This window comes from Streptomyces sp. TLI_185, from assembly GCF_003814765.1.
In the GTDB taxonomy this organism is placed as follows: Bacteria; Actinomycetota; Actinomycetes; order Streptomycetales; family Streptomycetaceae; genus Streptomyces.
Genome location: NZ_RKRB01000001.1, coordinates 521754 through 544088, shown reverse-complemented (window position 1 = coordinate 544088; position 22335 = coordinate 521754). Strand labels below are relative to the sequence as shown.

The following is a 22335-nucleotide window of genomic DNA, read 5'->3' as shown; positions in this document are numbered from 1 at the left end:
GTGGGCCCCGGACCCGAAAGATGTATGGAGCAACCAGGAAGCCCGTGGACACCAGCGAGAGCAGCACCGAACCGCAGACACCGGACCCGGTCGCGGTCGACCCGCCTCGGCGCGGCTGGCGCCGCTGGGCCATGGACACCCGCCCGCTGCGCATTCCGGCCTACCGCCGGCTGTGGTCCTCGACGATCGTCACGGCGGTCGGAAGCCAGCTCACCGCGGTCGCCGTTCCCAAGCAGATCTACGACATCACCGGCTCCTCCGCGTGGGTCGGCGCGGCGAGCCTGGCCGGGCTGCTGCCGCTGATCGTGTTCGCGCTGTGGGGCGGCGCGGTCGCCGACAGCATGGACCGCCGCAAGCTGCTCCTGATCACCAACAGCGGCATCGCCGTCACCTCGCTGCTGTTCTGGCTCCAGGCCTTCACCGGCCTCGAGTCCGTGGCGGCACTGATGGTGCTGCTCGCGATGCAGCAGGCGTTCTGGGGTCTGAACGCCCCCGCGCGCAATGCCTCCATAGCCCGCTTGGTGCCCGAGGGCCAGCTGCCCGCCGCCAACGCCCTCGGCTCGACCGTCATGCAGACCGGACAGGTGGCCGGACCGCTGCTCGCGGGCGCCCTGATCCCGGTCGTCGGACTGCCGGAGCTGTACCTGATCGACGCGCTCGCCCTCTGCGTCACGGTATGGGCGGTCTACAAGCTGCCCTCACTGCCGCCCCTGGCGGGCTCGGCGACGCGACGCGCGGGCCTACGGGAGATCGCGGAAGGCTTCCGCTACATCTCCCTGCACAAGGTGCTGCTGCTGTCCTTCCTCGCCGACATCATCGCGATGGTCTTCGGCATGCCCCGCGCCCTGTTCCCCCAGCTCGCCGCCCAGACCTACGCCTCCTACGGCGAAGGGCTCGCCCTCGGCCTGCTGTTCGCGGCGATCCCCATCGGCGCGGTGCTCGGCGGACTGTTCTCGGGCACGTTCTCCCGGGCCCGCCGGCACGGCTTGATGGTGATCGGCGCGGTCGTCGCCTGGGGCGCGGCGATCGCCGGCTTCGGGCTGAGCGGCAACCTGTGGATCGCGGCTGCGTTCCTGGCCCTGGCCGGCGTCGCCGACATGGTCTCGATGGTCTTCCGCGGGGCGATCCTGCTGTCCGCCGCCACCGACGAGATGCGCGGCCGCATGCAGGGCGTCTTCACGGTCGTCGTCGCGGGCGGGCCCCGCCTGGCCGACGTCCTGCACGGCACCGCGGGCTCGGCCTTCGGCCCACGCACGGCCGTCGCGGGCGGCGGCCTCCTCGTCGTCGCGGTGATGCTGACCCTGGCCGCGGCGATCCCGGCACTGCGCCGCTACCGCATCTGACGTCGGGGCCGGGCCAGGGCCCGCCCGGCGGACCGGCTCGGCGTCGCGGGCCCCGGCGTGCGCTCCTGCACTGCCTCAAGGGCGTGGGGGCCCAGGCGGCGGCGTCGGTTGCCTACGCTTCGCGTCGCCCGCCGCGGCAGCGGCTGATGTCACAGCCTCCTCCGCCTTGCGGCTGCACGCCCTCCACTCTCGGCCTCGCTCGAGCGGGGCTCCATGACCCCGCTCGGGGCAGCCACGACGCGCAGTTCTCCACAGCCGACCTGATCCGCCGTACAGGCCTAGAGCACGCTGCGCCCGCGGCCCGCGTGCTGTTCCATGAGCTTGCCCCGGGTCATCTCCAGGCGGTGCGCGAGGATCTCCGCGACGCTGCGCACCAGCGCGAGCCCGAGCTGGGTGTCCTCCTCGCACAGCCGCAGCACCGCCGCCGCCTCGAACTCGTAGGCGCGGACGGGGCTGAAGGCCTCCGCGCCGAAGTCCCATTCGTGCGGCGGGAACAGCCAGGACCAGCCGAGCAGATCGCCCGCGCCGAGGCTCGCCACGGTCACCCGCTGCAGCGAGTTGACCCGCTGGTCGAGCGAGACCGCGCCCGAGCGGATGACCCAGAAGCGGTCGGCCCTGCCGCCCGCCTCGAAGATCCGGGTGTCCTCCGGGAAGGAGACCTCCTGCGCGAGCGTCATCAGGCTCTGCCGCTGGGGCGGGGGGAGGGCGGTCAGCAGTTTTATCGCTTTGGTCATGACGCGGGGCTCCTCGCCGGGGATCGGTTCCGGTGCTTTCCCTACGCCCATTTCAGCCGCTGCCGGCGCCCCGAGCACCTCGGCGGACAGCAGTTCCCGCCCAGAATCCCCAGGACATGAAAAAGCCCTGGCTGGACGGGGGAGGCCAGCCAGGGCCGTAAGCGGTGGCGTCGGAGGACGATACGGTCGACTCCGTCACCACGTATGGATGAACCGTAAACCATCTGCAGGTGTTTTGCTCACCCACAAGCGGGTCACGTGACCGGTTTCACTCCGTGGCCTCTTCCCCGGCGGCCACGACCCTGATCGTCTCGAGCTCCGGATCGCTGGGGTCCGGCAGGTACATTCCGGCCTCCAGGCCGGTGCGCAGGTAGCGCAGCACAGGTTCGGTGAGCCGCTCGCCGGGCAGTACGGCCGGGATCCCGGGCGGGTACGGCGTGATCATCTCCGCCGCGATGCGGCCTGCAGTCTCCCCGGTGGGCACGTTCTCCGCGGGGCCGAAGAAGGCGTCCCGGGGCAGCGCGGCCTGGGTCATGCGCAGCTCGGACGGCGACGGCACGTCCACCTGCGGGCCCGGTCCGAGTCCCGGCGCCGCGCGGGCCAGGTCCTTGAGCGCGGAGAGCAGTTCCCCGGTCGTCTGCCGGTCGTCGCCATGGGTGATCTGCGCGCCGATGCGGCGGTGGTCCACCAGATGGGCATCCAAGGCCCGCTGGTCCCGCAGCCAGTCCGCGGCCCGGAACCCCGTGATGCCGAGCTCGCCGATGTCGATGATCACCGGCAGCGGGTCGAAGTCGTCGGCCAGGCCCGGACCGCAGAAGTCCTCCCGGCCGTGGACGTGCATTCCGTCGATCTCCTCCACCGCGGCACGGACCTCGGCCGCGAGGTCCAGCGCGGCACCCATGAGCTCCTGCCCGTGCAGGGCCATCTGGCGGCGCCAGCCGTCGAGTCCGGCGTAGATCAGGACCGAGGGGCTGGTGCTGCCCAGCAGGTCGGCCCGCGTCTTCAGCAGCTCCGGCGGGACGAGGTCGCCGCGGAGGTGGAAGACGGAGCCCTGTTCCAGCCCGCTGCCCATCTTGTGGATGCTCGTCACACAGATGTCCGCGCCCGCGTCCATCGCCCACGTCGGCAGATCCGGATGGAACGGCAGATGGGCTCCCCAGGCCTCGTCCACGACCAGGGGAACGGAGCGCCGGTGGCAGACCTCGGCGATCGCCTGCAGCTCTGCGCAGGTGCCGTACGGCGTCGGGCTGGTGACCAGGGCACCCTTCGCGTCGGGGTGAGAGTCGAAGGCCGCCTCGAAGCCGTCCGCGGACGGAGGATGCGCGAGGTGGCGCTGAGCATCCCAGCGCGGCTCGACCCACACGGGCTCGATGCCGGACAGGATCAGCCCCGCCACGACCGACTTGTGGGCGTCCCGGCCGACCAGCAGCTTCTCGTGCGGTCCCGCGACCGCCAGCATCGCCGCCTTGACGGACAGCGAACTGCCGCACGTGGTGAAGAACGTGTGCTCGGCGTGCACGGCATCGGCCATCAGCTCCTCGGCACGGACCAGCACCCTCCCCCGGGTGAGCCGGTCGTCCAGCCCGCCCGATGCCAGCACGTCACCGAGGAACACCGCATCACCCAGCACCTCCCGTACGGCGGGGTCGGCGCCGCGGGCCTGCTTGTGGCCCGGCGGGGTGAACCCCAGCCGCCCACGGCGGCGGTACTCGACCAGGGCTTCCAGAACGGGCGCTCGGCTGTGATCGACTGTCATGCGCACCCGGGTTCCCGGCATGGGGCACGGCCAATCGGGCGCACACCGAGCCGTCGGAGCGGACGCCCGCCCTGTCCGCCGGCCCGGTCAGCCGGCTTTGCCCGGAGTCAGGATCTCGTCCAGCACCCTGAGGACGGCTTCGTAGGCAAGCGTCCGTACGGCGGCCTCGCGCGCCTCCGGCTCGTCCGCCCCCAGGCCCTCGCCCTGCGCCCGCCACCGGCGCTTCTCCTGCTGCGCGCAGGCCCGCGCACGCTGGATGCGCCGCAGTAGTTCGTCTGAGTCCACGACATCGGTCATGACATCCGCGTACCCCCCGATGGCCAAGGCACGTACTTTCGGCCGGGAGGTTTGGCGGGGCCCGCGCAGGTGAGCCGAACAAGGAGACCTGCGGTGCTCGCGCGGCGGCAGGCGACATCGCTGCGAACGGGCGGGGGAACAGCCGTGTCCGAGAGGCTCTTGCCCGGACTGCGGCGGCCGCGGGTGTGGCAGGGTCCGGCTTCCCTCCCGCGCACAAGGAGGCCGGTTCTTCACCGATAAGGGAGCCAGGCGATGTGCGAGGAGCACGGGACCGAATCCGCCCTCGGGCGACCGGGCGCACAGCGGACCGGACCGCCGCGCTCGTGCAAACCCGCCGAGGCGCGCAGGGCGGTCGAGCGGGCGGTCACCGAACGCTGCAGGGCCACCCACACCCACTGTGACGAGGAGGCTCTGGGGGACGCTCTGCTCGTCGCCACCGAGCTGACGACCAACGCGATTCTGCACGGCGGCGGAGTCACGGACTTCTGCGTCGACGTCCTCGGAACGGGCGTGCGCGTCTCGGTGAGCGACCGCAGCGACCGGCTGCCGATGACGAGGCAGCCCTCGGATCCGCGGCGACGGCAGCGCGTCGGCGGCCACGGCTGGCCCATCGTCTGCCGGCTGGCCCGCGACGTGCGCGTGTCCGAACTGCCCGCCGGCGGCAAGTGCATCACCGCCGTGGTCGCCTTCCGCTGAACGCCCTCCACGAGGCGGCGGCGTTTGTTCCCGCGAGGGCAGGGCATACGGATGTTCGTGCTTCGGACCGGAGGCGCGCCAGCGGGAGCGACATGGCTGCCCTGGGCCCTCCAGTCGGTCCGGGTGGCGGCGTTCCCGCGGTAGTCCCTGAAACCCTCGTTCAGGAGCGAATCCGCATGCTCATCGACATGTCGACAAGCAGTTCCGGCACGCAGGCCAAGACGACCGCATCCACCCGGCGGCACGACGACGCCCCCGACACGGCGGACCTCTTCGCCCGCCTTGTCACCCTGGAGGACGGCCCCGAGCGGGAGGCGGTCCGCGACGAACTCGTCACGGCCTGGCTGCCCATGGCCCACCGGATCGCCGGCCGGTTCCGCGACCGCGGGGAGTCCATCGAGGATCTCCGCCAGGTCGCGGCACTCGGCCTGGTCAAGGCGATCGACCGGTTCGCCCCCGAGCGGGGTGCCTTCGAGAGCTACGCCGTGCCCACCATCACCGGCGAGGTGAAGCGCCACTTCCGGGACCGGATGTGGGCCCTCAGGGTGCCCCGCCGGATCCAGGAACTCCGCAACAAGGTGCGGGTGGCCCGCCGTGAGCTGACCCAGACCCCGGGCAGTCCCGAGCCCTCCGCCGCCGACATCGCCGCCCACACCGGGCTCACCGAGGACGAGGTCAACTCCGGCCTGGAAGCCCTCGAAAGCTTCAGCACCCTGTCGCTGGACGCCGAGCTCTCGGGCGACGAGGACGGCTACAGCCTCGCCGACACTCTCGGCGCGGCGGACTCCGCCTACGACGTCGTGATCGACCGCGAGGCCGCCAAGGAAGGCCTGCGCCACCTGCCCGAACGCGACCGCGCCATCCTCTACCTGCGCTATTTCGAGGACATGACGCAGAGCCGGATCGCCGACCGGTTCGGCATCTCCCAGATGCATGTCTCCCGCCTCATCAGCCGCAGCTGCGCCCGGGTGCGGGCCGAGGCACTGGGGCAGTCGGCCGGCGACGGGCGGGCGGCCGCGGCTTGAGCGGCCCGCAGCGAGGAGGAGACCGATGCTGATCCCTCATCCGGCCGTTCTGCGAAGGCTTGTCGAGGAGTACGAGACCGCCCTGGCCGGGGAGGCCGAGCGCGGCGGCCGGGCGAGCCCACGGCTTCAGGACCTGGCCTACACCCTGTGCGTGTCGACCGGCACACGGAACGTGGGACGGGCCCTGGAAGCGGCACACCGGCTGCTCGCGGCCACGCCCTCGAACCGGCCGGAGGCGCCGGAGATCGGCATCCGGTGACATCGGGCATGGGCGACGTCCAGGTCGCCGGCCGGGCGGAGCGCGCCTCGGTCATCGGGAAGCACACCTGCCATACGGACCCCGGGAGGCGCACGTGAACTCCAGTGCCATGGCACGGAACGGCAGGCTCGGGGCCGAGCGGGCGGCGCGCGGCACGGTGACCGAGGGCGCCGCCCGGGCAGGACTTGCCGCGCGCGGCGTGATCTACCTGCTGGTCGGCGTCCTGGCGCTGAAGATCGCCTTCGGCGACGGCAGCCGGCAGGCGGACCGCGGCGGCGCCCTCGCCACGCTGGCCAAGCAGCCGTTCGGCGCCGTCCTGCTGTGGGCGCTCGGTCTCGGGCTGGCCGGCATGGCGGTGTGGCGGCTGTCGGAGGCCGTCTTCGGCTCGGTCGGCCGTGACGGCCGTACGCCACGAAAGCGGCTGCTCGCGGTCGTCCGTTGCGCCTTCTACGCGGTGGTCGCGTACTCGGTGCTGACGTTCGCGGCAGGCCCGCACGGCGGCAGCAGCCGCTCGAGTGACGTGCAGTCCCGCGACGTGACGGCCAGGGTCCTGGACCTGCCCGCCGGGCAGTGGCTCGTGGGCGCGGCAGGGGTCGGCGTGATCGTGGCGGGCGTGTGGATCGCCGCACGCGCGGTGCAGCGCGACTTCCACGAGCAGCTCAAGCTCGGTGAGATGTCCCCATGGGCCCGCCGGCTGGTGGATGTCACCGGCGTGGCCGGCGGCGCGGCGCGCGGCCTGGTGTTCGCCGCAGCGGGAACCTTCGCCGTACGCGCCGCGGTCGATTACGACCCGGACCGGGCCAAGGGGCTCGACGACACCCTGCGCTCGTTCGCCCGCACGCCGCTCGGTCCGTCGCTGCTCGCCTGTGTCGCGGCAGGTCTCGCACTGTTCGGGTTGTTCTCTTTCGCCCTGGCCCGCTGGAGCAGGGTCTGACACGGGCCACACGGGGAACACGAACCGGATGAGCGAATCCGAGTTTCCACCGGAGCACCGGCCTGTCGACCTCTACCTCGGTCTCCTGCGCACCCGGATGGACACGGAGGACTTCCGGCAGCTGCTGGACGTGGTCGAACCGGTCCTGCGGGCGATCGAGGAACAGCGCATGCCTTCCGTGGACTTCGCGCTCGGCGGGGACCGGGGGGAGGGGCTGTCCCAGGAGGTCCGCGACGAGGCCGCCCTGGTCATCGCCGCCGCCGTCACCGGACGGCTCGACAACGAGGTCGTCGAGATCGACCTCGAGGGGACCGGCCCGATCAGAGTGATCACCGATGCGGACACCGCCGCCGACCCGGTGCGGCTGGGGGAGATCGCCGACTACATCAGGGAACGGCACCGCCAGGACGAGGAGCTGCGCGGCATCGCCGAGGTGAGCGGTCTGCCCACCGACTTCTGAGGACGCTCACCGCTTCGGCGCCGCCACCGGCACCTTCAGCGGCCGGGCCAGGCCCACCACCGCCTCGTCGAGGCGCTGCAGATGCCGTAGCACCCGGTCGGTGATGCGGCCGTAGCGTGAGCCGCCGCGCAGATCGGACTCCAGGAGAGCGGCGATGCTCGCCCCTGTCTCGACCTCGACGGCGGCCCGCCCGTCCGCGACACGCGCGGCGATCATCCCGATGTTGCCGAGGATGCGCCGGCCGGCCCGCCGCAGCCGCGGATCCGCCGCGATCGAGGGATGCGTGGGCAGCAGCTCGGCCATCGCGGCCAGCGAACGCGCGTGGTACGCGCAGGTCTCGAGCAGCGCGACGACATAGCGTGCGGTGTTGCGCCGGGCCCGCAGCGGAGTGACCGGGTGGGTGAGCGGCTGGGTGGCGGTGCGCAGATCGGCCAGCGCCTGGTCGAGGTCGCGCGCCTTGTCGAGGAGCTCGGCCGGCTCCCCGCCGCTGAGCTGGTCGATGGCGGCCTCTGTGACGTCGGCGAGCCGGTCCAGGGTCGTGACCAGGAGGTCGTTGGTACGGCGGTCGGTGTGCACCGGCAGGACGAACGCCGCCGCGATGATCCCGCAGGCCGCGCCGAGCGCCGTCTCCTCCACCCGCAGCACCAGCACCGACAGGCTGTAGGTGTGCAGCAGCGTGTACAGCACGCCCAGCGCCGCGGTGACGAAGAAGGACATCAGCGTGTAGGACAGCGGGGCGGTGTAGAACATCGCGAACACGCAGAGCAGCACCAGCGCGAACGCGGTCCAGGTGTGCTGCCCGACCAGCCCCGCGAGCAGCAGACCGGCCACCACACCGAGCACCGTGCCCAGCAGCCGTCGGTAGCCCTTGACCAGGATCTCGCCGGTCGAGGCGGTGTTGATGAACACGATCCAGCAGGTCAGCACTGCCCAGTACCAGCGCTGGCTGGAGAGGAACTCACCGCCGACGATGGCCAGCGCGGATCCCACCGCGACCTGCACGGCAGCGCGCGTGGTGGGCCGCTGCAGCCCCGCCGGCGCCTCCTCGGCGGCCTCCTCGCCCGCGTCGATCGCCGCGTCCTCCGCGTCCAGTTCCTCGCGTGAGCGGGCGGTCGACGGCGTGTCGTCCGTATCGTCCTGCGGGCCGCCGAGCGCGATCCGCAGTCCGAGCACCGCCCGTGCGGCCTCGCCGACACCCCGGAACACGTCCTGGACGGCGGGGGAGGCCTTCGGCAGGTTCTCCTCGTCCCGGTATCCGAGCAGCCGGTTGCGCAGGTGGGCCAGACCGGTTCCCAGGTCCTCGGAGACGGGCCGCAGGACCAGCAGGCGCAGCGCCTCCAGATCGCGGCGCAGGGTCGCGGTCGACTCCTCCTGTACGGGCAGCCGGCCACCCGGCGGGACGGGCGCGCCCGGCAGGTGCAGGGTCAGGGTGTCCGCGCGCTCGGCGCTGCGGGCGGTCAGCAGCAGCAGCCCGAGGCGTTCGGCGGCGATCTCGGCGTCCGCGATGCGGCGCTGCACGAGCCGCGCCACGGCCTCGTCGGCGGTGCCCTCCTCCAGCCGCCCCTGGATCATCATGGCCGTCTCGTTCAGGCGGGCGGTGCCGTCGCGCACGTCCTGAAGCGCCTTGTCGATCTCGTCCGGCCCGGCGTCGAGGAGGGTGAGCTGTGCGGTCACCAGCTGCGCCAGGCGGGCGCGGAAGGCCTCGCGCAGCCGCTGAAGGATGCCCGCGGGCGTCTCGGGTACGAGCGCGAAGCGCACCACGGCGCTGGACGCGACGGCGACGGCGACGACGCCCCACAGCTGCGGCAGTGCCGACACGGTGGCCCCGACGAACAGGGACATGAAGTAGACCTGGAAGCCGATCAGCCCGAGCGCGGTGCCGCGGTCGCCGAAGCGGCGGGCGTAGACGGCGCAGAAGATGAGGGCGACGAAGAAGAGGTCACCGCCCACCACACGGGAGTGCAGCACCGCAGCCAGCGACACGGAGGCCAGCGCCACCGGAAGGCCCAGCGCGAGCGTGACGGCCTGCCGGCCGCGCTGCTTCTCCCGGATGGCGAAGGTGGACACCATCGCCGCGATGGCCCCCGCCACCAGATGGCGTACGTCGGCGCCCAGCAGGGAGAGCACGGCCAGCGTGAGGGCGATGGCGCCCACCGTTCTCAGGCCCGCTGCCAGACGCAGCAGGCCGGGATCGGAGGCCGCGACGAGATCGCGCAGCCGTGCCCGGACCGACCATCCCGCTGCCCTCACGCCGCCGTACTCACTCCCGCTTCACGTCATGATCCGGATCTCAGCATGACACGACGCGACCGGAGCGCCGCCACCCGGCTCACTCCATGCGGTCCGTCCCCTCGACGTGCGCCCGCACCTCGTCCGGCGTCAGATAGGCGTTGGTGTACTCGAAGTCATGCAGTTTGGCCGGCTTGCGGGCCTGGAAGCCGGTGCGGACGAAGTCGTCGCCGGCGAGCGCGTTGAGCGTCCAGTTCGTGGCGACGCGGACCTTGGCGACGTTGGTGCGCAGGGCCGCCCAGTGGTAGCCGCGGGCCGCTACCTGGGCGGGCAGGCCGCGCAGTTCGATGCCGAGCGGCTTGGAGACGGCGTCCGTGCCGCCGAGGTCCACGACCAGACCGAGGTCCTTGTGGACGTACGGCGTCAGAGGCTGGTTGCGCAGAGTCGCGATGACGTTGTCGGCGACCTTCTTGCCCTGCCGCATCGCGTGCTGCGCGGTGGGCGGGCAGACCGCCGCCGCCTCGTCCTTCGCCTTGTCGGGCACCGCGGCGGCGTCGCCGAGCGCGAACACGCCGTCGTGACCCGGCAGTTGCATCTCGGCGTTGACCGCGAGCCGGCCGCGCACGGTCTCCGCGCCGAGTGTGGCGATGAGGGGGCTGGCGACGACGCCGGCGGTCCAGATCAGGGTGCGGGTGGGGACCACCCGGCCGTCGGTGAAGGTGACCTCCTCGGGGCCCGCCTTCTCGATGGAGACGCCCAGTGAGACGTCGATGCCCCGCCGCTTGAGGATCTCCTGCGCACTGCGGCCGAGCTTGTCGCCCAGCTCCGGCATCAGCTTCGGGGCGATGTCGATCAGATGCCACTTGATCAGCGCCGGGTCGATGCGCGGGTAGCGCTTGACCGCGGCGTGCGTCAGCTTCTGCAGACAGGCGGCCGTCTCGGTGCCGGCGTATCCGCCGCCGACGACCACGAACTGCAGGCGCGAGGCGCGCTCCGCCGGGTCGTCGCTGGCGTCGGCCAGGTCGAGCTGGGAGATGACGTGGTCGCGGATGTAGGCGGCCTCGGCGAGGGTCTTCATGCCATAGGCGTGATCGGTGAGCCCCGGGATGTCGAAGGTGCGGGTGATGCTGCCGGGGGCCAGCACGATGTAGTCGTACGACTCGTTGACGATCTGGTCGGTGATGGTGCGGATGACGCAGACCTTGGCCTTCAGGTCGACGCCGATGGCTCCGCCCGGGATGATCCGGGTGCGGTACTTCTTGCTGCGCCGCAGCGAGACCGCGATCGACTGGGGCGTCAGCACGCCGGAGGCGACCTGCGGCAGCAGGGGCAGATAGAGCTGGTAGGCGAACGGCGTCACCAGGGTGACGTCCGCTTCGTCGGGCGCGAGTTTCCGCTCCAGCCGGCGTACGCACTCCACGCCGGCGAAACCTGCGCCAACCACCAGGATCCTGGGTCGTGTCACGGTGTTCATCCCTCTCTGCGGCTCCAGGCGGTCTGCATCCAACGCCCTACGCATGCCCTGGATCGCTGCGTGCACCACATCGATCCCACCGTGGCCTCAGCCGTTCCGCCAGCTGGGTGCGGCAGGCAGACGAACGCGTCGAGCACCACCATGCCCGTCCGCGTGCCGAAACGCACCGGTCAGGAGTGAACCTTTTGGATCACGTACTGCACCGGAAGTGGTGACGATGTGTTCAGCGTGTTCACCGGAACACGTTGTCCGCCTCGTCCCAGCTCGACAGCTCGTCCGGCACGGTCTGCCGGGGAGCGCGGGTGCGTGCCTGGTACATCGCGTCGATCTCGAACGCGTAGTGCCGCACGATCGCGTCCCGGCGCAGCTTCATGGACGGCGTCATGAGCCCGTTGGACAGGTCGAACTGCTCCGCCAGCACCCGGAAGACCCGGATCGACTCCGAGCGCGACACGGCGCTGTTGGCCGCGGCCACGGCCCGCCCGATCTCCTCCCGCAGCGCGTTCTCCTCGCGGGCCTCCCGGCTCGGCATGTCGCTCTGCAGCGACAGGGAACCGCGCCAGTACGCCAGAAACTTCGGATCCAGGGTGATCAGCGCCCCCACACAGGGCCGGTTGTCGCCCACGACGACCGCCTGGTGGATTAGCGGATGCATCCTCAACCGCTGTTCCAGGGCGGCCGGGGCGACGTTCTTGCCGCTGCTGGTGACGATGATGTCCTTCTTGCGGCCGGTGATCGTCAGATAGCCCTGCCCGTCGATCCGTCCGAGGTCGCCGGTGGCCAGCCAGCCGCCGCGCAGGACGGCACGCGTCGCCGCCTCGGCGTTGATGTAGCCCTGGAACACCGAGGGACCGCGGACCAGGATCTCGCCGTCCTCGGCGACGGCGATGTCGTTGCCCGGCAGCGCCTGCCCGACGGTTCCTGACATCTCCCGGCCCAGCGGCTGCGCGGTGACGCCGCCGGCGGCCTCCGTCAGGCCGTAACCGTCGTTCACGTAGATTCCGATGCCCTCGTAGAAGAGGGTCAGTTCACGGCTGAGGGACGAGCCGCCGGACGACGCCCGCATCACCCGGCCGCCGATCGCCGCGCGCAGCTTGCGGTACACCGTGCGCTCGAACAGGGCGTGCTGAAGCCGCAGATCGAAACCGGGCCCCGAACCACCGCCCAGCCGTTGCCGCTCCAGCGCCGCGGCGAAGTCCCGTGCCGTGTCCGCGGCCCGCTCGAACAGCGCTCCGCGGCCCGCCTCCTGGGCGACGCGCAGGAAGTTCTTGTAGATCTTCTCGAGGAGCGAGGGAACCGCGCAGAGATAGGTGGGGCGGAAGGAGAGCAGGGAGGCCGAGAGCGCTTCCTCGCTCATGTCGGGCTCGTGTGCCATCACCATGCCGCCGCGAATGCACAGGGTCTGGACCAGAAGGCCGTAGACGTGCGAGAAGGGCAGGAAGGCGAGCACCGAGGCCTGCTGCTCGCCCGGGGGGATCACGGTGTGGCCCCAGCCTGCCAGCAGCGTGTCGCAGGCGCTCGCCAGGTTGCGGTGGCTGAGCGCACAGCCCAGCGCCCGGCCCGTGGTGCCGGAGGTGTAGCTGATGGCGGCCGTGGAGTCCGGCAGCACGATGCGGCGCAGCGAGTCGACCGTGGCGAGCGGAATGAACCTCCCGCGCTCCCGCAGGTCGTTGAGCGCCCCCGCGTCCAACTGCCAGACGTGGCGCAGCAGCGGCAACGACCCGCACACGGAGCCGACCGTCATCACCGCCTGCTCGTCCTCCACCACCACGGCCACGCAGCCGGCGTCGCGCAGGACCCACTCGACCTGATCGCGCGAGGAGGTGGGATAGAGCGGTACGACTTCGGCACCGACCGCCCACAGGGCGTGGCTGAGCACTGTCCACTCGTACCGGGTCCGCGCCATGATCGCGACGCGCTGGCCCGGCGAAATCCGGGACGCGACCAGCCCCTTGGCCAGATCCACCACCTCGTCCCGCACCTCCACGGCGGTCAGCTCCTCCCAGGTGGTGGAGGACGGGGTGGGGCGGCGCGCGAGCATCGGCAGGGTGGGGTTGAGGGCTGCCGCGTCGAAGATGCTGTCGGCCAGTCCGCCGGTCAGGGGCGAGACGGTGGGGGGAGCGAGGGCGAAGTCGCGCATGCGCTGCTCCTGAGCTGTACGGAGGGTGACCATGCCGACGAGTTCCGTTGTCGACGGTGCTCGAATCTAGCCCAGGTGGGTGCGCATGGTGACCGGAACCTGCGAAGTTGCGGATCCGTGATGATCAGGTCTGGGTGTGGCGCACGCAGGCCGTGACGACCTCCCGCAGGTTGCGGTTGCGCGCCAGGAGTTCACGCTGAACCTGTGCGCCGGTGCCGTCTTTGAGCAGCCGGACGCAGGTCTCCCGGGCACGCTCCAGGTCGCCGGTGTCGGCGAGCGCGCCGTCGATGTGTTCCAGCAGCGCGCGCACCACGCTCTCGGCGGGCAGCCGCCGCATGGTCACGGGGTGCAGCAGCTCGGCGGCGAGACCGGAGCGCGCGGCCTGCCAGGCGGCCAGCCGGAGCAGGCTGACGCTGTGGTCGAGGGGCGGGTGGCCGGCCCACCACTCCCGCGCGGCGGTCTCCACGAGCCCTCGGGTGAGCGTGGCGACGAGGGCGGCCGTGTCGGCGTGCAGGCAGACGTCCGCGACCCGGACCTCGACGGTCGGGTACTGCCGGGACAGCCGTGCGTCGAAGTAGATCATCCCCTCGTCGAGGATCACCCCGCTGGCGACCATGTCCGCCACCCGGCCGTGGTAGCGCTCGGCCGACCCGAAGACCTCGGTGGGGCCGGCCGACGGCCAGCGCTGCCACACCCGGCTGCGATAGCTGTGGTAGCGGGTGTCCCTGCCCTGCCAGAACGGAGAGTTGGCGCTGAGCGCAGAGATCACCGACAGCCAGGGCCGGATGCGGTCGAGGACCGCGACGCCCTCCTCGTCGGAGTCCACGGAGACATGGACGTGACAGCCGAGCACGAGCTGCTGCTGTACGGCGATGCCGTACTGCTCCTCCATCCACTGGTAGCGGCTTCCCCTGGTGACGGACGGGCTGACGGGCAGGGGTGAGGTGGCGAGTGCGGCCACCGTGCACCCGATCTCCCCGGCGTGCCGGGCGGCCTCCCGGCGACAGCGCACGATCTCCGCGTTCAGGTCCGCCATGTCGGCCTGGGGATGCGTGTTGAACTCCAGCATCTGGTTGTACAGCTCTTTCTCGAACACGCCCTCGCACGTGTCGTCCCGCGCCGCACGAGCGAGCACCGCAGCGGACAGCGCCTTGGGCTCGCCCGTCTCCGGGTGCACGAGGAGGAGCTCCTCCTCCACTCCGACGGTGCGCACGTGATGCCGCCTTTCTGTGGCCGGGCTGCGGCTACGACGAGCACCGAGTACCCCGCCGACCGGTCACAGCAACGGAGCCAGCCAGATCGTGGCGAGCGGCGGCAGGGTGAGCGTGATCCTTCCCTCCTCCACCTTGACGTCGTCGGGGTTGGTGACGTCGCTGCCGCCGTAGCGCGCGGCGTCGGTGTTGAGGATCTCCCGCCAGGCGGGCACCTCGTCCGGCGCCCAGAGGTGGTAGTCGTGACGCACGACGGGGGAGAAGTTGGAGACCGCGAGCAGCGGGCCGCCGTCGGTGGCGAACCGCAGGAAAGCGAAGACGTTGTCCTCGGCTGCATCCCCCATCACCCACTGGAAGCCGCAGGGCCGGGTGTCCTGCTGCCACAGCGCGGGGGTGTGGCGGTAGACGGCGTTGAGGTCGCGCACCAGGTCCCTGACCCCGCGGTGGTCGGGCTCGGCACCGTAGCCGCGATCGACCAGCCACCAGTCCGGACCGTGCTCCTGGGACCATTCGGAACCCTGGGCGAACTCCTGTCCCATGAAGAGGAGCTGCTTGCCGGGGTGGGCCCACATGAACCCGAGGTACGCCCGGTGGTTGGCGCGCTGCTGCCACCAGTCGCCCGGCATCTTCGACACCAGCGCCTGCTTGCCGTGCACCACTTCGTCGTGCGAGATGGGCAGGACGTAGTTCTCGCTGTAGGCGTACACCATCGAGAACGTCATCTCGTTGTGGTGGTACTTGCGGTGCACCGGCTCGTGCTCCATGTAGCCGAGGGAGTCGTGCATCCAGCCCATGTTCCACTTCAGCCCGAAACCCAGCCCGCCGCTGTCGGTGGGGCGGGTGACCCCGTCCCATGCCGTGGACTCCTCCGCGATGGTCACCACGCCGGGTGCCCGTCGGTACACGGTCGCGTTCATCTCCTGCAGGAATGCCACCGCGTCCAGGTCCTCGCGCCCTCCGTGCACGTTCGGTGTCCACTGGCCCGAGTCGCGCGAGTAGTCCAGGTAGAGCATGGAGGCCACGGCGTCCACCCGCAGACCGTCGATGTGGAACTCTTCGCACCAGTAAACGGCGTTCGCCACGAGGAAGTTGCGCACCTCGATGCGCCCGAAGTCGAACTCGTAGGTTCCCCAGTCCGGGTGCTCGGCCCGCCGCGAGTCCCCCGGTTCGTACAGCGGATCCCCGTCGAACCGCGCCAACGCCCAGTCGTCCTTGGGGAAGTGGGCAGGCACCCAGTCCATGATCACGCCGATGCCGGCCCGGTGCAGGGCGTCGATCAGGTACTTGAAGTCATCGGGCGTACCCAGCCGCGACATCGGCGCGTAGAAGCCGGTGACCTGGTAGCCCCAGGAACCGGCGAAGGGGTGCTGGGCGACCGGCATGAACTCGACGTGGGTGAATCCCAGGCCGCTCACGTACGGCGGCAGCTGCTCGGCGAGTTGACGGTAGGTCAGCCCGTGCCGCCAGGAGGGGAGGTGGATCTCGTAGACCGAGAAGGGTGCCTCGTGCACCGGAAGGTCACCGCGGTGCGTCATCCACTCATCGTCGCCCCACTCGTAGTGCGAGGCGTGCACGACCGACGCCGTGTCGGGCGGGACCTGCGCGTACCGCGCCATGGGGTCGGCTTTGAGGAAACGGCCGCCGTAGCGGGAGGTGATCTCGAACTTGTACAGCGCGCCCTCCCCGATACCGGGCACGAACAGCTCCCACACCCCCGAAGCGCCCAGGGACCGCATCGGCAGGGCTGTTCCGTCCCAGCAGGTGAAGTCCCCGGCGACCCGGACCCCCTGGGCGTTCGGTGCCCACACGGTGAACCGGGTGCCGGTCACGCCCTCGTGTTCCATGGGCTCGGCGCCGAGCGCCTTCCACAGCTGCTCGTGCCGGCCCTCGCGGATGAGATGAAGGTCGAGCTCACCGAGAGCAGGCAGGAAACGGTACGGGTCGGCCGTCTCGTGCTCACCGTCCGCGTACGTCACGGCCAGCATGTATGCCGGGATCGCATCCAGCGGCAGTACGCCGGAGAACAGCCCGTCGCCCTCAGACGCCAGCTTCGCCCGCTTACCGTCGACGACGACGCTCACCGCGCGGGCGTACGGCCGCAGCGCCCGGAAGACGATGCCGCCCGGGACCGGGTGGGCGCCCAGCAGCGCGTGCGGGTCGTGGTGCCGGCCGGAGAGCAGACGTTCGCGTTCGCCGGGATCCAGGGCGGGCGCGGCCGCGCATCCGGCGGTGAGAGGTCCGGACGGCTCGGGCAGTGAGGTGTCACGCAGGGCCACGGGTTCAGCCTCCTCTTACGGCGAGACGCTCGATCGCCGCCATCGGTACGGGGAGCCAGTCCGGCCGGTGCCGGGCTTCGTACAGGACCTCGTACACGGCTCGATCGGTCTCATAGGCACGCAGCAGTCCGTGCTTCTTGCGCGGGTCCCAGCCGGCCCGCTCGGCATACCCCGCGCAGTAGGCCTCGCGGCAGCGGCGCGCCCACTCCGGGCGCCACGGGCGGCGCTGCCGGGCGGCGTAGTCGAAGGAGCGCAGCATGCCCGCGATGTCCCGCACCGGGGACTGGGTGCTGCGCCGCTCGGCGAGCGGTCTGGACGGCTCGCCCTCGAAGTCGATGACGAACCAGTCCCGGCCGGCCCGCAGCACCTGACCCAGGTGCAGGTCGCCGTGGATGCGCTGGGCGGGCGGCCCCGGGTCGCAGGCGACGAGCGCGCCGAAGGCGGTGCGCAGCCGGGGCACGTACGGGCGCAGCGCCGGTACACAGTGGGCCGCCGCGTCCAGGCGCTCGGTCATGGCCGCCGCCGTCCGCACGCTCTCGTCGTGCGCCCCGGCCGGGAAGGCGGCCGCCAGGGCGAGGTGCACCTCTGCGGTGGCCCGGCCCAGCTCGCGGGCCTGCACGGTGAACTCGTCACCGGCGGCGAGCGCCTGCAGGGCCAGCGCCCAGCCGTCGGAGGCATCGGGCAGGAACGGCTGCAGCACACCGAGCGTCGCCTCCTGCGGATGCGTGGTACGGAACCACGCCACGGGCGCCGGCACCCGGCCGCAGCCCTGCCCGGCCAGTGCTCCCGGCACCTCCAGGTCGGGGTTGACGCCGGGCTGCACGCGCCGGAACACCTTCAGGATGAACTCGTCGCCGTACACCAGGGAGGAGTTGGACTGCTCGGCCTCCAGCACCCGCGGCACCAGCCCGGCGGGCACATGCGCGGACGGATCGGCCTCGAAGCGCAGCGGGCCGGCCGCACCGGGCTGCCGCAGCCGCTCCAGGAGCAACTGCGCCGAGCGGGGGTCCTGCAGCGCGTCGTACACGGTCAGGCCGGCCAGCGGACCCTCCTCCGCCCTGCCGATCAGGGCCCGTCCGAGCCTCGGCGACAGGTGCCGGCGCACGCCGAGCAGCAGCTGGTAGCAGTCACCGGCCGGCGCGGCGCCGCTGGGCGCGGGCACGCCGCTCTGACCGGTGTGCACCAGCAGATGCAGACACCCGGGGAACAACTCCGTCATCGACAGCAGGCCGAGGTCCGTGACAGGCCGGTCCTTGCCCGCGAACCAGCGCTGCCGCGGCAGCCACTCGCGCAGCAGCCCGGCGAGCGAGGCCATCGGCCCGGCGGCGACGCTGGGTCTGGGGCGAAGCGATGCGGTCTTCGGCATGGTGACGCGTCCTTTCCTCGCCTCACGCTCGAGGTCGGCGGCCGATGCGGGATGCGACCCGGGTCAGCCGGAACCAGTAGAAGCCGTGGCCGGCGAGGGTCAGCAGGTACGGCAGCTCACCGATGGCCGGGAAGCGCACCCCGCCGATGAGCTCCACGGGATGGCGCCCGTCGTAGGCCCGCAGATCGAGCTCGGTGGGCTGCGCGAACCGGGAGAAGTTGTTCACGCACAGCACCAGGTCGTCGCCGTACTCCCGCAGGAAGGCCAGCACCGCCGGGTTGGAGGACGGGAGTTCCGTGTAGGACCCGAGGCCGAAGGCCGGGTTCTGCTTGCGGATCTCGATCATGCGACGGGTCCAGTGCAGCAGCGAGGACGGGTCGGACATCGACGCCTCGACGTTGGTGACCTGGTAGCCGTAGACCGGGTCCATGATGGTCGGCAGGAACAGCCGCCCCGGATCGCAGGACGAGAAGCCCGAATTCCGGTCGGGTGTCCACTGCATCGGGGTGCGTACGGCGTCCCGGTCGCCGAGCCAGATGTTGTCGCCCATGCCGATCTCGTCGCCGTAGTAGAGGATCGGCGAGCCGGGCAGGGAGAGCAGCAGGGCGGTGAACAACTCGATCTGGTTCTCGTCGTTGTCGAGGAGCGGGGCGAGCCTGCGGCGGATGCCGATGTTGGCGCGCATACGCGGGTCCTTCGCGTATTCCGCCCACATGTAGTCGCGTTCCTCGTCGGTGACCATTTCCAGGGTCAGCTCGTCGTGGTTGCGCAGGAAGATGCCCCACTGGCAGTTCGAGGGAATGGAAGGGGTCTTGGCGAGGATTTCCGAGACGGGGTAGCGGGATTCCCGCCGTACCGCCATGAAGATGCGTGGCATGACCGGGAAGTGGAATGCCATGTGGCATTCGTCGCCGCCGCTCTGGTAGTCGCCGAAGTAGTCGACCACGTCCTCCGGCCACTGATTGGCCTCGGCCAGCAGCACCGTGTCCGGATACATCGCGTCGATCTCGCGGCGGACGCGCCGGAGGAACGCGTGGGTGGCGGGCAGGTTTTCGCAGTTGGTGCCCTCGGCCGCGTACAGGTAGGGCACGGCGTCGAGGCGGAAGCCGTCGATGCCCAGGTCCAGCCAGAAGCGCAGGGCGGCCAGGATCTCCTCCTGGACGGCCGGGTTCTCGTAGTTGAGGTCCGGCTGGTGGGAGAAGAAGCGGTGGAAGTAGTACTGCCCGCGGACGGGATCGAAGGTCCAGTTGGAGACCTCGGTGTCGACGAAGATGATCCGCGCTTCCGGGAACTGCTTGTCGTCGTCGGCCCACATGTAATAGTCACCGTAGGGCCCGTCGGGGTCTTTTCTCGATTCCTGGAACCACGGGTGCTGGTCGCTCGTGTGGTTCATGACGAAATCGATGATCACGCGCATGCCGCGCTGGTGGGCGGCGTCGACGAACTCGACGAAGTCGGCGAGGTCACCGAATTCGGGCAGGACCGAGGTGTAGTCGGAGACGTCGTAACCGCCGTCGCGGAGTGGTGACTTGAAGAAGGGCGGCAGCCACAGGCAGTCGACGCCCAGCCACTGCAGATAGTCGAGTTTGGCGGTGATGCCCTTGAGGTCGCCGATGCCGTCGCCGTTGCTGTCCTGGAAGGAACGGACGAGGACCTCGTAGAACACCGCACGCTTGAACCACTCCGGGTCCCGGTCCTTGGCGGGAGTGTCCTCGAAGGTGTCCGGGACGGGCTGGTTGACGGTCATGTCGCTCTGAATCTCCGATCGGTGGCTACGCGGACGACTGCTGGACGTGGAGCACGTGTGCCGGGGCCCGCCCGGGATCCAGGCGCACATAGTTGGTTCTGCCCCAGTGATAGGTCTCACCCGTCAGTTCGTCGTGCGCGGACATGAATGCGTGCCACTCCAGACCGAGTTGCGGCATGTCCAACGAGACCGTGGTCTCCTGGGTGTGGTGCGGGTCGAGGTTGACGACGACGAGGACCGTGTCCCGGCCCGTGGTCTTGCTGTACGCGATGACCATGTCGTTGTCGGTGTGGTGGAAACGGAGGTTCCGAAGGCGTTGAAGGGCCGGATGGCGCCGTCGGATGGCGTTGAGCCGGGTGATCAGGGGGGTGATGGTGCGGCCCTCGCGTTCGGCTGTCTCCCAGTCGCGTGGGCGTAGCTGGTACTTCTCCGAGTCGAGGTATTCCTCGCTGCCCTCGCGCAGCGGGACGTTCTCGCACAGTTCGTAGCCGGAGTAGACGCCCCAGGTGGGGGAGAGGGTGGCGGCCAGGACCGCGCGCAGTTCGAAGGCGGGGCGGCCGCCGTGCTGCAGGAACGCGTGGAGGATGTCGGGGGTGTTGACGAAGAAGTTGGGCCGCATGTAGGCGGCCGCCTCGCCGGACAGCTCGGTGAGGTACTCGGTGAGTTCCTGCTTGGTGTTGCGCCAGGTGTAGTAGGTGTAGGACTGCTGGAAGCCGATCTGGGCCAGGGTGTGCATCATGGCCGGGCGGGTGAACGCCTCGGCCAGGAAGATCACGTCGGGGTCGGCGGCGTTGATCTGCGCGATCACCTTCTCCCAGAAGACGACCGGTTTGGTGTGGGGGTTGTCGACGCGGAAGATCCGCACGCCCAGGCCCATCCACACCCTGAGCACTCGCAGGGTCTCGGTGATCAGGCCGTCCAGGTCGGCGTCGAAGGCGATGGGGTAGATGTCCTGGTACTTCTTGGGCGGGTTCTCGGCGTGGGCGATGGTGCCGTCGGGGCGGTGGTGGAACCACTCGGGGTGTTTTTGGACCCAGGGGTGGTCGGGGGAGCACTGCAGGGCGAAGTCCAGGGCCACCTCCAGGCCGTGTGCCTGGGCCTGCTGGACGAACCAGGCGAAGTCCTCCATGGTGCCGAGCTGGGGGTGGACGGTGTCGTGGCCGCCTTCGGGGGAGCCGATGGCCCAGGGCACGCCGACGTCGTCGGGGCCGGCGGAGAGGGTGTTGTTGCGGCCCTTGCGGAAGGTGGTGCCGATGGGGTGGATGGGCGGCAGGTAGAGGACGTCGAAGCCCATGGCGGCGATCGCCGGCAGGCGGCGGGCGGCGGTGCGGAAGGTGCCGTGCGGCTGCTGTTCGGTTCCCTCGGAGCGGGGGAAGAACTCGTACCAGGCGCCGTACAGGGCGCGTTCGCGTTCCACCAGCAGCGGCAGGGTCTGTGAGGCGGTGACGAACTCCCGTAGCGGGTGCCGGGCCAGCACCGCGTCCACCTCCGGCGTCAACGCCGCCGCCAGACGGGTGGCGACCGGCAGCGAGTCGTCGCGCAACGTCTCCGCCGCCGCCAGCACCGCGGCACGCCCCGGACCCTCGGGCACCCCCGCGGCCAGCTTCTCGTGCAGGTCGCCGCCCTCCTCCAGCACCAGTCCGGTGTCGATGCCGGCCGGGACCTTGATGCGGGCGGTGCGTCGCCAGGTGGCCACCGGGTCGCTCCAGGCCTCCACCCGATACGTCCAGTGGCCCGCAGAGGTGGGCGTGACCTCGGCGCCCCAGCGGTCGGAGCCGGGGGCCAGTTCCCGCATCGGCGTCCACGGGCCGTGCTGGCCCTCCGGATCCGTCAGGACGACGTTGGCGGCGACCGCGTCATGGCCCTCGCGGAACACGGTCGCGGTGACCTCGAACGTCTCCCCTACGACCGCCTTGGCCGGGCGCCTTCCGCACTCCACCGCCGGGTGGACGTCCCGCACCGGGATGCGGCCGATGGCCGTAATCGAACTCATGGGTCTCACCTCCGCCGTGCTGGAGACCGGGCCGGTGGCCCGGTCGAGGGATACAAACTGCGACATACGCGTTGAGCCGCAGGGGGGATCTACCTCCCTGCGGCGAAATGCTGTTGTGCCTGCGGGGGCCCGCGCCGGTCGGCCGCACCCGTTCGGGGCCGCTCGTTCTGCTCCCGGAGATAGGCGCCCAGGGTGGACCCCAGATAACGCTCGGCGGCGTCCGCGGCCTCGCGGGCACAGCGCTTGCCCATCAGCACGCACAAGGTGTAACCCGAGTCCTCGAAGGTGGCGCGCACCGCGCGGTCGGAGGGAGACGCGAGCATGACGCGTTCCCAGGCCCGGTACCGCCGCAGTTGCCGGGCCACTTCGGCTTTGGCCGGTAGCAGCATGACGCT

18 protein-coding genes are annotated in these 22335 nt (G+C 70.9%); 6 read left to right on the top strand and 12 right to left on the bottom strand.

What is annotated here, in order from left to right; translation table 11 throughout:
* The first annotated feature begins 44 nt into the window (after positions 1 to 44).
* Positions 45 to 1343: an MFS transporter gene (locus EDD92_RS02430; protein ID WP_185123910.1), complete on the top strand. Its 1299-nt coding sequence runs from the start codon at positions 45 to 47 to the stop codon at positions 1341 to 1343.
* A gap of 278 nt (positions 1344 to 1621) precedes the next feature.
* On the opposite strand, the gene EDD92_RS02425 is transcribed toward EDD92_RS02430, so the two are convergent.
* The 3 genes from EDD92_RS02425 to EDD92_RS02415 all read right to left on the bottom strand — a co-directional run bounded on the left by EDD92_RS02425 (position 1622) and on the right by EDD92_RS02415 (position 4130).
* Positions 1622 to 2077, bottom strand: coding sequence for a cyclic nucleotide-binding domain-containing protein (locus tag EDD92_RS02425; protein WP_123962714.1), 456 nt, complete (start codon positions 2075 to 2077; stop codon positions 1622 to 1624).
* A gap of 268 nt (positions 2078 to 2345) precedes the next feature.
* A complete protein-coding gene (locus tag EDD92_RS02420; protein WP_123962712.1) occupies positions 2346 to 3833 on the bottom strand; it encodes an aminotransferase class I/II-fold pyridoxal phosphate-dependent enzyme in 1488 nt (495 codons plus the stop codon).
* Between the two features lie 87 nt (positions 3834 to 3920).
* On the bottom strand, positions 3921 to 4130 hold the full coding sequence (locus tag EDD92_RS02415; RefSeq protein WP_123962710.1) for a hypothetical protein: 210 nt from the start codon (positions 4128 to 4130) through the stop codon (positions 3921 to 3923).
* 252 nt (positions 4131 to 4382) lie between these two features.
* On the opposite strand from EDD92_RS02415, the gene EDD92_RS02410 reads away from it, so the two are divergent.
* The 5 genes from EDD92_RS02410 (at position 4383) to EDD92_RS02390 (ending at position 7504) form a co-directional block, all read left to right on the top strand.
* Positions 4383 to 4826 carry an ATP-binding protein gene (locus tag EDD92_RS02410; protein ID WP_123962708.1) on the top strand — a complete coding sequence of 148 codons (444 nt, stop codon included), beginning with the start codon at positions 4383 to 4385 and terminating at the stop codon, positions 4824 to 4826.
* A 176-nt stretch (positions 4827 to 5002) separates the two neighbouring features.
* The gene (locus tag EDD92_RS02405; protein ID WP_123962706.1) at positions 5003 to 5851 is read left to right on the top strand and encodes a SigB/SigF/SigG family RNA polymerase sigma factor; all 849 of its coding nucleotides are present in this window, start codon (positions 5003 to 5005) and stop codon (positions 5849 to 5851) included.
* Positions 5852 to 5876: 25 nt separating this feature from the next.
* A complete protein-coding gene (locus EDD92_RS02400) occupies positions 5877 to 6110 on the top strand; it encodes a DUF5133 domain-containing protein (RefSeq protein ID WP_123962704.1) in 234 nt (77 codons plus the stop codon).
* A gap of 94 nt (positions 6111 to 6204) precedes the next feature.
* Entirely contained in the window at positions 6205 to 7044 is an 840-nt protein-coding gene (locus EDD92_RS02395) for a DUF1206 domain-containing protein (protein ID WP_123962702.1), read from the top strand.
* A 28-nt stretch (positions 7045 to 7072) separates the two neighbouring features.
* On the top strand, positions 7073 to 7504 hold the full coding sequence (locus tag EDD92_RS02390; RefSeq protein WP_123962700.1) for a hypothetical protein: 432 nt from the start codon (positions 7073 to 7075) through the stop codon (positions 7502 to 7504).
* Between the two features lie 6 nt (positions 7505 to 7510).
* On the opposite strand, the gene EDD92_RS02385 is transcribed toward EDD92_RS02390, so the two are convergent.
* The 9 genes from EDD92_RS02385 to EDD92_RS02345 form a co-directional block, all read right to left on the bottom strand.
* A complete protein-coding gene (locus EDD92_RS02385; RefSeq protein ID WP_123962698.1) occupies positions 7511 to 9754 on the bottom strand; it encodes an FUSC family protein in 2244 nt (747 codons plus the stop codon).
* Between the two features lie 79 nt (positions 9755 to 9833).
* Complete coding sequence (locus tag EDD92_RS02380) at positions 9834 to 11207, bottom strand: NAD(P)/FAD-dependent oxidoreductase (protein WP_123962696.1); 1374 nt, start codon at positions 11205 to 11207, stop codon at positions 9834 to 9836.
* A gap of 232 nt (positions 11208 to 11439) precedes the next feature.
* On the bottom strand, positions 11440 to 13347 hold the full coding sequence (locus tag EDD92_RS02375) for a long-chain fatty acid--CoA ligase (protein WP_123962694.1): 1908 nt from the start codon (positions 13345 to 13347) through the stop codon (positions 11440 to 11442).
* 124 nt (positions 13348 to 13471) lie between these two features.
* On the bottom strand, positions 13472 to 14560 hold the full coding sequence (locus EDD92_RS02370; protein WP_123962692.1) for a glutamate--cysteine ligase: 1089 nt from the start codon (positions 14558 to 14560) through the stop codon (positions 13472 to 13474).
* 63 nt (positions 14561 to 14623) lie between these two features.
* Positions 14624 to 16834 carry a 1,4-alpha-glucan branching enzyme gene (gene glgB, locus EDD92_RS02365; RefSeq protein WP_123962691.1) on the bottom strand — a complete coding sequence of 737 codons (2211 nt, stop codon included), beginning with the start codon at positions 16832 to 16834 and terminating at the stop codon, positions 14624 to 14626.
* 4 nt (positions 16835 to 16838) lie between these two features.
* Positions 16839 to 18200, bottom strand: coding sequence for a maltokinase N-terminal cap-like domain-containing protein (locus EDD92_RS02360; RefSeq protein WP_123962689.1), 1362 nt, complete (start codon positions 18198 to 18200; stop codon positions 16839 to 16841).
* A gap of 22 nt (positions 18201 to 18222) precedes the next feature.
* On the bottom strand, positions 18223 to 19947 hold the full coding sequence (gene treS, locus EDD92_RS02355; RefSeq protein WP_123962687.1) for a maltose alpha-D-glucosyltransferase: 1725 nt from the start codon (positions 19945 to 19947) through the stop codon (positions 18223 to 18225).
* 25 nt (positions 19948 to 19972) lie between these two features.
* Positions 19973 to 21940: an alpha-1,4-glucan--maltose-1-phosphate maltosyltransferase gene (locus EDD92_RS02350; RefSeq protein ID WP_123962685.1), complete on the bottom strand. Its 1968-nt coding sequence runs from the start codon at positions 21938 to 21940 to the stop codon at positions 19973 to 19975.
* An 89-nt stretch (positions 21941 to 22029) separates the two neighbouring features.
* Entirely contained in the window at positions 22030 to 22329 is a 300-nt protein-coding gene (locus EDD92_RS02345; RefSeq protein ID WP_123962683.1) for a DUF5133 domain-containing protein, read from the bottom strand.
* Positions 22330 to 22335: the final 6 nt, after the last annotated feature.